The organism is Caproicibacter fermentans (assembly GCF_014303955.1).
Classification (GTDB): Bacteria; Bacillota; Clostridia; order Oscillospirales; family Acutalibacteraceae; genus Caproicibacter; species Caproicibacter fermentans.
Genome location: NZ_CP060286.1, coordinates 3909733 through 3921521, shown reverse-complemented (window position 1 = coordinate 3921521; position 11789 = coordinate 3909733). Strand labels below are relative to the sequence as shown.

The following is an 11789-nucleotide window of genomic DNA, read 5'->3' as shown; positions in this document are numbered from 1 at the left end:
TATGTTTACTAACGATGAAATCAACCTGATGTGCATTTACAATACCGGGACGCGGGAGGGACTGATCGCGGAGCTGACACAGATGCGCGGCTATCTCGGCGCGGAGGAAACGGAGCTTCTAGCCCTGACGGATTCCGCGCTGGGAAAACTCCGGGGCATGAGTGATGAGGAATACGCCGCGCTTGATCTGTTCCCGGACTTTGATGTGGAGACTGAATCACAGTCTTAAATCTTTGGTGACATTTTCCTGAATGTGAGGTATACTGATAGGCAAACGAGGAACAAATTGCTGATTATAAAAGGAAGGCGAATATAATGGATATTTCCTCTTGTGGGATGCTTTGCGAAGAATGTCCACAGTATCAGCAACCCTGTCCAGGATGTGAGGAATTACAGGGAAAGCCGTCATGGATTGCTGAAATTGGATTGAATTGCTGTCCGTTTTATTCCTGCTGCGTTCTGGATAAAAAGTTCTTGCATTGCGGGCAATGTTCCGAGATGCCATGTCAATTATTTTATGATGCGAAAGACCCGTCATTAAGCGATGAGGCATTTCAAAATGACTTGGCTGACAGAATTGCAAAGCTGAAAGCAAGTCATTGAGGAAACAGCAATGAACGATTTAAGACAGATTCCAGGCATCGGTAAGAACATTGAGCAAGATTTGATAAATATAGGGTATGACAGCGTTGCATCGCTGGTTGGGCAGAACCCGGAAGATATATATCTAAAAGACTCCCTTTATAAAGGCTTTCAGGAAGATAAATGCCAACTCTATGTCTTCAGACTTGCCGTTTACTATTCCGAAAACGAAATACATGATCCGGAAAAGTTGAAATGGTGGTACTGGAAGGATAAAAAATACACATCAAAATATGGATCGGATTCCCGTTAAGAACACTGGGAACTCGATAATTATCATTTTTTTGTGATATACTCATATTACAATGAAAAACATAGTTATTAGAAGGGACTGATGATATGAGACTGGCCATTGCCGCTGCTCCATGCAAAGTTGTTTCGGATAGAAACTGCATGGAGTAACAATCTATCCGGGTAACTTTGCGCCTTTTCATTTTAGATTAAGGAGTAAAGTACCATGAAAAATAAAACATTGGTGTTAGGGTTCGTAGAAACGGATATAACACCATCTGTACCAATAGAAACCGTAGGCTTTGGTAGAGAAGATCAGATATCACGCGGCATTCTGCATCCTCTATCGGCGCAGGTAACCGTATGGCAACTGGGCGAGGAACTGTGTTGTGTCGCCGCCATTGATCATATTGGCTTTTCAAAACAGCACGCAAACGCTTTGCGGGACGAAGTAGGAAAAGTTCTGTGCATCTCCCGTGAAAAAATTATGCTGTGCTTTTCCCATTGCCATTCCGCTCCGAACGAAAGTGCGTCACCGGAGTATTACCGCTTTGTGTGCAACCGTGTAAAAGATGCAGCGGCACAGGCCTTGCAGGACATGGTTCCCGTGAATGCCATATGGGGCAACGCTTTTACCGATATTGGCCTAAACAGGCGCAAAGGCTGTGACGCGCTGGATAGGCGAATCGGGATTCTGAAGATCTGCGATTCCGAAAACAGCGAGCTAAAGCTCCTTCTGCTTCGTCTGACCGCGCACAATAATGTGCTGAAAGCAGATAACTATCTGATTTCCCCGGATTATTTCGGCACTGTCCGGGATACTCTGAGCAAAGAATTCGGGTGCCCAATCATGGTGACACAGGGAGCTGCCGGAAATGTCGCTCCGCGATATTTTAAATCCACCATCAATCCGCCCGATGCTGCCGATGAGCGTTTCATCCGTTCGGACACGGCGCTTGAAGATATGGCAAAGGCGGTGCTGCGCGATGTAAAACCCATAGTTGCGTCGCTGCGGCCACAGAAAATCGATCGGCTTGCTATGTACTCGCGTCAGATTACGTTGGCAGCAGATGTACCGCCTTATCCGCGCGCCATAAAAATTGCAGGCAAAGCCAAAAAACACTGCGACATTGACGGTACAGGCTGGCTAAAGCAGGTGCAACACCTGCTCCAGAATGACATTCATCAGCAAACAGAGGATGTCGAAGTGCAATACTTTTCCCTCGGAGACGGTTGCCTGTGCGGTGTCGCCAACGAGGTGATGGTGGAATTTGCCCTGCGAGCCTCAGAACTTCTCCAAGACGATTTCTTCTATTTCGGCGGCTATACCAACGGCTGTACGGGTTATTTTCCGACGGAAGAAGAATTTGACAAGGGTGGCTATGAGGTTTACTGGTCCATGCTGATCTATTATGTCTACCATGGCCGGGTGTTTCCCCTGCACCGTGACTCGGCATCTGAGTTGATCCGATTTGTTGCGGAGAACATTCCAAAAATTTAGCGCACTTTTCGAACGATAAGAGACGAGCAGCCTTTACGGGTTGCTCGTCTTGCTTCATGATCTATGTAATTGCCGTCAAGCATATGTTATACTTACCATTAGGAATGATTGGAGTGATTGTATGGAATTTGCCGAGATGAGAGATATTGAAACAGAGCGATTAATACTGAGAAAGTTTGAAACTAACGATGCCCCCGAAGTTTATCGTAATTATGCCAGTAATGATCATGTCACGAGATTTCTTACATGGCCCACTCATACTTCTGTCAAAGACTCCTATGATTACACCAATCATGTGGTTGAAAGCTATAAAAGTGGCAGGCATTATGAATGGGCAATCGTTTTCAAAAAGGTCGGAGAAGTAATCGGCGCAATCAGTATTGTAAAAATACGGGAAAAAGAAAGCGATGTGGAAATCGGCTATTGTATCGGAGAAGCTTTCTGGCATCAGGGCATCACCAGTGAAGCGCTGGCCGCCGTCATCGAGTTTATAAAAAATGATCTGAAGCCAAAGCGAATATTTGCAGGACATGACATAAACAATCCTCATTCCGGTGATGTGATGAAAAAATGTGGGTTGCAGTTTTTCAAGCGAATGAATGACGGACATAACAATCAGGGAGTGTGCTCTGTTGACGTATATGAAATGATTCTATAACATGCGCTCGCGAATCTGTAAAATGAGCGATGCCGAATATATAAGGAGCATAAAATGAATATCAAAACTTGGATGCAAGATTACTTGGACAAGCTGAAATCGTTGTTTGGCTCTCGTCTGCTGTTTGTCGGACTACAGGGAAGCTACGGTCGCAGCGAAGCAACGGAAAGCAGCGATATTGATATGGTTGTCATACTTAATTGTGTCTCCCCGGAAGATCTGAAAATGTACCGTTCTATGCTGGACACACTTCCGAACCGGGAAAAAGTGTGTGGGTTTATTTCCGGTCGGCAAGAATTAATGAATTGGGAACGCTCTGATTTATTTCAATTCTATCATGATACCACACCGATTTTCGGTAGCATTGATTTTCTTCAACCCCTGATCGGTAAGGAAGATGTCCGCCGTGCCGTCCGAATCGGAGCCTGCAATATTTATCACATGTGCGGACATAACACGGTACACGAAAGAGATGGTAAGTTGCTGAAAGCGTTGTATAAATCAGCAACTTTTACTATTCAGGCGGTTTCCTATCTACAGACGGGAACTTACCGAAAGAAAAAAACGGAATTGCTTCCGGTACTGCAACAACCGGAACGTGAAATACTTGAAACTGCGATTGCCCTAAAACAGCAGACCGATATACCTAAGGCTGAATTTGACCGGCTTTCCGGGGAGCTTTTCCGGTGGGCGTCGGATATAATTGCGGAGTACCAGCCGGAAGAAACATGAGCTCACACGGAAGGTGGATGTTGTGATGCGTAAAGCATTGTCGGAAATGACGCTTCAGGAACTGTGGCAGCTGTTCCCGATTCAGTTGACGGAGCATAAAAGCTGCTGGAAAGATTGGTATCTTGACGAACAGACATTTTTGTTGTCATTCCTGCCGAAGACCGTTCGAATGAATCACATTGGAAGTACGGCAATCAAGGGAATCTGGGCAAAGCCGATTGTTGATATTTTAGTGGAGGCGCCTCTTAAGGATCATCAAACAATTGAAGACCTGCTGTTGAAAAATGGCTATCTTTGCATGTCGCAGAATAAAACCAGCATGGATTTTAATAAGGGATACACACCGGACGGATTTGCCGAACGGGTATTCCATCTGCACCTGAGAGAATTTGGCGATCACGACGAATTGTATTTTCGTGATTACATGAACGAACATCCAGAAATTGCAAAGGAATATGAAAAGCTGAAGTTATCCCTCTGGAAGCCCTATGAGCACGACCGAGATGGCTACACGGAACAAAAAACAGAGTTTATCCGGAAGTATACACAGAAAGCAATCGAACAGTACGGAAAGGAGAAATTCCGATGAGTGATTGGTTCACAATAGACCGCATAGACACAGATACCCATATCATCAGCGAATACCGGCATTGGGAGGAAACACACTGCTATCTTCTGAACGGTTCCGAACGCAGTCTTTTGATTGATACCGGCCTCGGTATCTGCAATATTGATGACGAGGTAATAAAGCTGACGGATAAGCCGGTTACCGCCGTCGCCACCCATATCCATTGGGATCATATGGGCGGTCTTAAATATTTTCCGGATTTTTATGCCCATGAGGCTGAACTGAACTGGCTCAATGGTGAATTTCCGCTGACAATGGAGCAGATCAAAAGCATGGTAATTGACCGCTGCAAATTGCCGGAAGGATATGACGTCAATAAATATAAGTTCTTTCAGGGTACTCCGACACGGGTACTGAAGGATGGCGACATAATCGACATCGGAAGCCGAAGCATTCAGGTACTGCATACTCCCGGACATTCACCGGGGCATATGTGCTTTTGGGAAAAGGATCGCGGTTATCTTTTTACCGGTGACCTGGTCTACAAAGACACACTGTTTGCCTACTATCCATCCACCGATCCGAAAGCGTATCTTGCTTCTCTGGAAAAGGTCGCGGTACTTCCGGTAAAACGTGTGTTCCCGGCACATCACACTTTGGACATTCAGCCTGAAATTTTGGTCCGGATGCGCAACGCTTTCCGGCAGCTCAAAGCCGAAGGAAAACTGCATCACGGCAGCGGGACATTTGATTACGGCGACTGGGCTGTATGGCTATAATATAGGTTGAATTGTAGGAGGTTAGTATGAAATTTAGAAATCCCTTATTGATAGTCACTGACATGGAAAGGTCCAAAACATTTTATCAAGAGGTTTTAGCGCTTCATGTAATTATGGATTTTGGAGCAAATGTTACTCTTACAGGCGGCGTTTGTCTGCAAACAAAAGATAGCTGGAAAGAGTTTATTAACGCAGAAAATGATGATATTGTTTTCGGCGGCAAGGATTCGGAAATATACTTTGAAGAAGATGATTTTGATCAATTTATTGAAAAGATCAAAAATATAGAAGACATACAGTATGTTCACCCGGCAATTGAGCATAAATGGGGACAAAGGGTTGTCCGTTTTTATGATCCGGATAAGCATATTATTGAAGTCGGTGAGAATATGAAAGTTGTTTGCAAACGCTTTTTGGACAGTGGAATGACTGTTGAAGAAGTAGCTAAAAGAATGGATGTACCGATCAAATTTGTTAATGTATGCAACCGCTAAATTCGTTCTTTTAAAAAATTGAATAGTACACTATAGTTTTCTGTCACATAAGAGCAGCCTGCGGGCTGTTCTTTTTTTATCCACGACACCGAAAGGAGGAGTTTCACTATGCCAAGTAATGTGCAGGCTCTGGCACAAATGGCCGACCACGCAGCGGCGCAGATCACCGCCAGCCATGAAAGTTGGACAGATTTTCTGAAAACCGACGCGCGGCTCTACAAGTATCCGTATCACGAACAGCTCATGATTTTCGCCCAGCGGCCCGACGCAACGGCCTGTGCCGGTTATGAGGTCTGGAACGACAAAATGCGCCGGTATATCCGGCGCGGCAGCAGGGGGATCGCGCTCATCGACGCCTCCGGCGACAAGCCGAGAATCCGGTACGTATTTGATGTTTCCGACACGGGAAGCCGGGACGATTCCCGCCGTCCGTACCTTTGGCAGTATCGCCCAGAGCATGAGAACGCGGTTACGGCGGCGCTGGAACGGGAGTATGAAATCTCCGGCGAAAAAGGTCTTGCCGACCAGTTGGAACAGATTGCAGGACAGTTGGCGAATGAATATTGGCAGGAGCATCAATACGACATTCTCCACATCGTTGACGGCAGCTTTTTAGAGGAATATGATGAGTTCAACATCGGAGCACAGTTCCGAAGCGCCGCAGCCATCAGCACCACCTACGCGGTTTTGTCCCGCTGCGGCCTCGACCCCGACGAATACTTTGAGCATGAGGACTTTCTGAGTATCTTCGATTTCAACACGCCCTCCACCGTCGCCGCCCTCGGTACGGCGGTCAGTGAAGCAAGCGAAAAGGTGCTGCGGCAGATCGAAGTCACCGTCAAGAATTATGAACGCGAACATCTCGCGGAAAGGAGCGCCACACATGGAGAACAACCTGACCTACACGAAGAACGGGGATTACCTGATTCCAGACCTGACGATCACGGAGCCGACCGAGAGCATCGGCAAATACGGGAGGATGCGGAAGAATTACCTGAAGGAGCACCGTCCGGTCCTGTACAACAGCCTGCTTCTGTCGGAGAAGCTGTACCCGCACCTGCTGGAGATCGAGCGGACAGCAACGGCGCGGCTGGAGCGGATCATGCCGAAACTGATGAAATCGGCGGGCGTGACGGAGAGCCTGAAAGCCTCCGACCCGATGCGCTGGGTGGGCCTCATGAACAGCCTGAAAGCGCAGGCCGAGGAAACGATTCTGACGGAGCTTATCTACAGCTAAGTTTCTTTCCGTCGGAGCAGGAACAAATACAGCGGATTGATGAAGCGGAGAGCGAAAAGCCCTCCGCTTTTTCCATGCCCGCACCGCAGAAGCCGGAAAAAAGCGGCATGACACAAGCCGACATTGACGCCGCACTTCAGGAATGGAACGGCGACATCAAAAGCAAACATGCTGTTGCCGAGTATATGCGGGAACACGCTCGCGATAAGGACACGGCGGCGTTTCTGCGCGCAGAATACGGCGACGATCTCCCGGCGTTTCCCGTGACCGTGGGCCACACATCGACGGATTTGCCTTGGCCGAAGGTGCAGCGGCGTATTGCCCAGCTCATTCGGGAGAATCGGTTTTACACGCAGGAAGAACAGCCCGCGCCGCCCGATCTGAGCGGCCAGCCGATCACCCGCACCGGTGACATCATCACCATCGGAAACGGCGATGCCTCCCATGAAGTGGATATAACGCTTTCCGACGAGCAGTGGGCGGCGTTACAGCGCGCGGTTCCCGACAGCGCCACAATCCAACTCCCCTACAAGGTAGGCGACACGGTATATCTGGATAACAAGCCCTTTGAGATCACCGACATCGGCACTTCCGACGTTCAGCTCCGCGATCCGGCGCTTGCCTATCCCATCTTCCGCGCAGAGAGCCAGGAGAACTTTGAGCGCCTGCTGCGTCAGGATTCCCGGAACGGCTCCATTACGGAGTTTCTGGCTGTGGATTTGGAACACACGGACGCCGATCTGCGCGAGGCCCTGACCTCCGGCCTGCTGAAACAGCCAGACAAGGAAAATATCGCGGGATATTTCCGCGAAAACGGGGGCAATACCCGCGTGGCCCAGCACCTTTCCGAAACCTACACCGGTACTTCCGAAACGATGGAACTGACCACCGGCGAGACGGCGGATTTCTTTGCCACCACCACGGGTTTCGAGGTCGATATCCACGACAAGTTCAACAGTAAGCGCACCGCTTCATGGGAAGAAATCGCCCCAATTCTCCGCGCCCTGTACCAGCGGGAACAGGACAGCTTTTTCCATGAGCCGGTCCTGCGGGAGCCTGCGAATCTGAATGGAAAGCCGTCCTATGAAATAGGCGATCGCGCGGTTTTGGATTACGGTGGGCAGGAACTGTCCGGCACCGTGGGCTATGTCGGGGAAAAGGACGTTCGCATCGACACCGGTCCCTATTCGTGGAGCCATGAAGTGGTCAGCCGAGACGCCTTTGAAAACGGCATCCGGCAGGACGAACGCAACGCCTCTTTGTTTACGCCGGAGCAGCCCGCCGCCGGAAACTTCCGCATCACCGACGATCATTTGGGAGAGGGCGGCGCGAAAACCAAGTACGGCTTTAATATCGCGGCGATCCGCACTCTGAAACAAATCGAGGCCGAGGGCCGCACGGTGACGTCAGACGAACAGGAGACCCTTTCCCGGTACGTCGGCTGGGGCGGCATCCCGCAGGCGTTCGATCCGGACAATGCCGCATGGTCAAAAGAATACGCGGAGCTGGTCGGCGCGCTGACCGCCGAAGAATACGAAATGGCGCGGGCCTCTACCCTGAACGCCCATTACACCAGCCCCACGGTAATCCGGGCCATCTATGAGGCTGTCGGCAACATGGGCTTTCAAACCGGCAATATTCTGGAACCGGCCTGCGGCGTCGGCAACTTCTTCGGCCTGCTGCCGGAGAGCATGGCGGCATCCCGGCTCTACGGCGTGGAACTGGACAGCATCACGGGCCGGATCTCCAAACAGCTCTATCCGAACGCCAACATCACCGTGACAGGTTTTGAAACCACGGACCGGAAAGACTTTTTTGACCTCGCCGTAGGCAACGTGCCGTTCGGTAGTTACAAGGTTTCCGACCGGGCCTATGACAAGCTCGGTTTTTCGATCCATGATTACTTTTTCGCCAAAACGCTCGATCAGGTGCGTCCGGGCGGCGTGATCGCATTTGTCACCAGCCGCTACACGATGGATAAACAGTCGCCGGAGGTGCGGCGGTACATCGCCCAGCGCGCGGAGCTGCTGGGGGCTGTCCGGCTTCCCAGCGACGCTTTCAAGGCCAACGCCGGAACGGAAGTCACCACCGACATTCTCTTTCTTCAGAAGCGCGACCGCCCTATCGACATTGAACCGGATTGGGTGCATCTCGGCCAGACCGAAGATGGAATTCCCGTCAACAGCTATTTTGCCGATCATCCCGAAATGGTGTTGGGAACGATCCAATGGGACGATAAGATGCACGGCGATAAAAAGGAAACGACGTGCGAACCGTTCCCCGACGCCGATCTTTCCGTACAGCTCCATGAGGCGGTTTCCCACCTTCAGGGGCAGATTGTGGAAGCGGAGCTGCCCGATCTCGGTGAGAACGAGGAAATCGACGATTCCATCCCGGCAGACCCCGAAGTGAAAAACTATTCCTATACCGTCGTTGACGGCAAGGTTTATTACCGGGAAAACTCCCGCATGGTGCGGCCGGAGCTGAACGAAACAGCCAAAGCCCGCGTTATGGGCATGGTAGAACTGCGGGACTGTGTGCAAAAACTCATCAATCTCCAGTTGGATGAATACACAGCAGATGCAGCGATTTTTCAGGCGCAAGCGGAGCTGAACCGGCTCTACGACAGTTTCTCTGCGAAATACGGCCTCATCAACTCGCGGGGCAACAGCCTTGCGTTCGCGGAGGATTCTTCGTACTATCTGCTCTGCTCTCTGGAAGTGATCGACGAGGACGGCAAGCTGGAACGCAAGGCCGACATGTTTTCAAAGCGCACCATCCGTCAGCGGAAAATCGTCACTTCCGTTGACACGGCGTCGGAAGCTCTTTCGCTCTCCATTGCGGAAAAGGCGCGGGTGGACATGGACTACATGGCAACTCTCACCGGCAAGACGCCGGAGGCGCTGGCCGACGAGCTGCGGGGCGTCATCTTTCGGGATTTGGGAGATCAGGACCCGGCAAGCGTTCCGAAAGCCTTTTATAATTTGAAGAAAATTCCGTTTGTCACCGCCGACGAATACCTGTCCGGCAACGTGCGCCGCAAGCTGCGGCTGGCGAAAGCTCTCGCGGAAATGCGGCCCGACCTTGCCGAGAAAATTGCACCAAACATTGAGGCGCTGGAAGCCGCACAGCCGAAAGATCTCGACGCCTCGGAAATCGAAGTGCGGCTCGGCGCGACATGGATCGACAAGGGGTACATTCAGCAGTTCATGGAGGAACTGCTCAACCCGCCGTCCGGTGTACGCGACGGCATCCGGGTAAATTATTCTTCCTTTACGGCGGAATGGTCTGTTTCCAATAAGAGCAGCATCGGATACAACAACGTGGCGGCTTACGTCACCTACGGCACTGACCGGGCCAACGCCTACCGGATTCTCGAGGATACACTCAATCTCCGGGACACGCGGATCTACGATACCGTGACCGACCCGGACGGCAAGGAGCGCCGCGTCCTCAACTCCAAGGAAACCACCCTCGCCCAGCAAAAGCAGCAGGCCGTCAAGGACGCTTTCCATGACTGGATTTGGCGTGACCCGGACCGACGCCGCACCCTGACGAAAAAATACAACGAGCTGTTCAATTCCAGCCGTCCGCGTGAATACGACGGGCGGCATCTTGTATTCCCCGGTATGAACCCAGAAATCAAGCTGCGGGAGCATCAACTCAATGCCGTGGCGCACCAGCTTTACGGCGGAAATACCCTGCTGGCACACGTCGTGGGCGCGGGCAAAACCTATGAGATGATCGCCGCCGCGATGGAGGGCAAGCGGCTGGGACTGTGCCAAAAATCCCTGTTCGCCGTGCCGAACCACCTGACGGAGCAATGGGCCTCCGAGTTTCTGCGGCTGTATCCTTCCGCGAATATCCTCGTCACCACACGAAAGGATTTTGAAAAGCGCAACCGCAAGAAGTTCTGCGCCCGGATCGCCACCGGCGATTACGACGCGATCATCATGGGACACTCACAGTTTGAGAAAATTCCTGTCTCTCTGGAACGCCAAAAGAGGCTGATACAGGAGCAGATTTGGGAAATTGAAAACGGGCTGGAAGAACTCAAAGACAGCGGCGCGGAACAGTTTACCATCAAGCAGTTGGAGCGCACCAAAAAGGGACTTGAGGCCCGGTTGAAACGCCTCAACGACAACTCCCGCAAAGATGATGTCGTCACCTTTGAACAGCTCGGCGTGGATCGTCTGTTCGTGGACGAGGCGCACAATTACAAAAATCTGTTTCTCTACACAAAAATGCGCAACGTGGCGGGCCTTTCCACCACCGATGCGCAGAAATCCAGCGACATGTTCCTGAAATGCCGGTATCTCGATGAGATCACGCACAGCCGTGGCGTCGTGTTCGCCACCGGGACGCCGGTCAGCAATTCAATGACCGAACTTTACGTGCGCCCGTAAGGGTATATATCAAAAACCGCCTTTAGCAAGCGGCAGGTAAAATATCAGGAAAGGACGGTGAAATTACACCTGTCATCCCACAACTTATCCGGATGGGGAAACCCGATGGGGAGTGCAGCATGTTGTTGCCGCGCAATGCGGCAGATATGTAGCGGCATATAAAGTTTCTAAACAGCCGTTGTATATGGGGATGAAAATTCGCGTATGAGGATGAAAGCTAAACTGCCTGATACGATAGCCAGAGTTGGGACCCATCGCGCGTCCCCGTGTGAAAGGAACTGAAACACACGGCATCTTGGCGTCTGTCATGTGTATAGGGACAGATGTGAGATATTCAAGATGAAGCGCCTCCAGATAGAGGAAAATGGTGAAAGTCGCATCCGAAAACGCGAAACGCTACGTTTGATATATGCTACCGGGGATTGCCTAAATCCGCAGCCAGCGGGCAAGGCAACACAGCTTCCATAGTAGTCCGCGAACCCTGAAATGACAGGGATTGCCGTAAAAACGGAAGCGGATAATACCGCTCACATGGCGAAGG

Annotated in this window: 12 protein-coding genes and 1 pseudogene; 11 read left to right on the top strand and 2 right to left on the bottom strand. The window is 50.8% G+C overall.

Features of this window, described 5'->3' with window-relative positions:
- Position 1 precedes the first annotated feature (1 nt).
- The 9 genes from HCR03_RS19380 to HCR03_RS19340 all read left to right on the top strand — a co-directional run bounded on the left by HCR03_RS19380 (position 2) and on the right by HCR03_RS19340 (position 5605).
- Complete coding sequence (locus HCR03_RS19380) at positions 2-229, top strand: transposon-transfer assisting family protein (protein WP_187036015.1); 228 nt, start codon at positions 2-4, stop codon at positions 227-229.
- 86 nt (positions 230-315) lie between these two features.
- A complete protein-coding gene (locus tag HCR03_RS19375; protein ID WP_187036013.1) occupies positions 316-603 on the top strand; it encodes a DUF3795 domain-containing protein in 288 nt (95 codons plus the stop codon).
- Positions 604-613: 10 nt separating this feature from the next.
- Positions 614-895: a helix-hairpin-helix domain-containing protein gene (locus tag HCR03_RS19370; protein ID WP_187036011.1), complete on the top strand. Its 282-nt coding sequence runs from the start codon at positions 614-616 to the stop codon at positions 893-895.
- Positions 896-1099: 204 nt separating this feature from the next.
- The gene (locus HCR03_RS19365; RefSeq protein ID WP_187036009.1) at positions 1100-2374 is read left to right on the top strand and encodes a hypothetical protein; all 1275 of its coding nucleotides are present in this window, start codon (positions 1100-1102) and stop codon (positions 2372-2374) included.
- A gap of 121 nt (positions 2375-2495) precedes the next feature.
- Entirely contained in the window at positions 2496-3032 is a 537-nt protein-coding gene (locus HCR03_RS19360; RefSeq protein WP_187036007.1) for a GNAT family N-acetyltransferase, read from the top strand.
- A 54-nt stretch (positions 3033-3086) separates the two neighbouring features.
- The gene (locus HCR03_RS19355; RefSeq protein ID WP_187036005.1) at positions 3087-3764 is read left to right on the top strand and encodes a nucleotidyltransferase domain-containing protein; all 678 of its coding nucleotides are present in this window, start codon (positions 3087-3089) and stop codon (positions 3762-3764) included.
- Positions 3765-3789: 25 nt separating this feature from the next.
- Entirely contained in the window at positions 3790-4353 is a 564-nt protein-coding gene (locus HCR03_RS19350; RefSeq protein WP_187036003.1) for a GrpB family protein, read from the top strand.
- Positions 4350-5111, top strand: coding sequence for an MBL fold metallo-hydrolase (locus HCR03_RS19345; protein WP_187036001.1), 762 nt, complete (start codon positions 4350-4352; stop codon positions 5109-5111). Before HCR03_RS19350 ends, HCR03_RS19345 begins: the two co-directional genes overlap by 4 nt.
- 26 nt (positions 5112-5137) lie before the next feature.
- Positions 5138-5605 (top strand): VOC family protein, encoded by a 468-nt coding sequence (locus tag HCR03_RS19340; RefSeq protein ID WP_187035999.1) that lies wholly within the window; start codon positions 5138-5140, stop codon positions 5603-5605.
- A 30-nt stretch (positions 5606-5635) separates the two neighbouring features.
- On the opposite strand, the gene HCR03_RS19970 is transcribed toward HCR03_RS19340, so the two are convergent.
- Both HCR03_RS19970 and HCR03_RS19965 read right to left on the bottom strand, forming a co-directional pair.
- Positions 5636-6199, bottom strand: coding sequence for a hypothetical protein (locus tag HCR03_RS19970; RefSeq protein ID WP_228725034.1), 564 nt, complete (start codon positions 6197-6199; stop codon positions 5636-5638).
- A gap of 18 nt (positions 6200-6217) precedes the next feature.
- A complete protein-coding gene (locus HCR03_RS19965) occupies positions 6218-6490 on the bottom strand; it encodes a hypothetical protein (RefSeq protein WP_228725033.1) in 273 nt (90 codons plus the stop codon).
- On the opposite strand from HCR03_RS19965, the gene HCR03_RS19960 reads away from it, so the two are divergent.
- Positions 6489-6842: a TnpV protein gene (locus HCR03_RS19960; RefSeq protein WP_228725032.1), complete on the top strand. Its 354-nt coding sequence runs from the start codon at positions 6489-6491 to the stop codon at positions 6840-6842. The genes HCR03_RS19965 and HCR03_RS19960 overlap by 2 nt on opposite strands.
- 791 nt (positions 6843-7633) lie before the next feature.
- Positions 7634-11236 (top strand): annotated as a pseudogene (locus HCR03_RS20415) (DEAD/DEAH box helicase family protein); the annotation flags it as partial.
- Positions 11237-11789: the final 553 nt, after the last annotated feature.

Bases quoted from the DNA above. Each gene is read 5' to 3' on its own strand.
- HCR03_RS19340 (WP_187035999.1), top strand. From the start codon at position 5,138: ATGAAATTTAGAAATCCCTTATTGATAGTCACTGACATGGAAAGGTCC.
- HCR03_RS19375 (WP_187036013.1), top strand. From the start codon at position 316: ATGGATATTTCCTCTTGTGGGATGCTTTGCGAAGAATGTCCACAGTAT.
- HCR03_RS19965 (WP_228725033.1), bottom strand. From the start codon at position 6,490: ATGTGTGGCGCTCCTTTCCGCGAGATGTTCGCGTTCATAATTCTTGAC.
- HCR03_RS19960 (WP_228725032.1), top strand. From the start codon at position 6,489: ATGGAGAACAACCTGACCTACACGAAGAACGGGGATTACCTGATTCCA.
- HCR03_RS19370 (WP_187036011.1), top strand. From the start codon at position 614: ATGAACGATTTAAGACAGATTCCAGGCATCGGTAAGAACATTGAGCAA.
- HCR03_RS19365 (WP_187036009.1), top strand. From the start codon at position 1,100: ATGAAAAATAAAACATTGGTGTTAGGGTTCGTAGAAACGGATATAACA.
- HCR03_RS19380 (WP_187036015.1), top strand. From the start codon at position 2: ATGTTTACTAACGATGAAATCAACCTGATGTGCATTTACAATACCGGG.
- HCR03_RS19350 (WP_187036003.1), top strand. From the start codon at position 3,790: ATGCGTAAAGCATTGTCGGAAATGACGCTTCAGGAACTGTGGCAGCTG.
- HCR03_RS19345 (WP_187036001.1), top strand. From the start codon at position 4,350: ATGAGTGATTGGTTCACAATAGACCGCATAGACACAGATACCCATATC.
- HCR03_RS19360 (WP_187036007.1), top strand. From the start codon at position 2,496: ATGGAATTTGCCGAGATGAGAGATATTGAAACAGAGCGATTAATACTG.
- HCR03_RS19355 (WP_187036005.1), top strand. From the start codon at position 3,087: ATGAATATCAAAACTTGGATGCAAGATTACTTGGACAAGCTGAAATCG.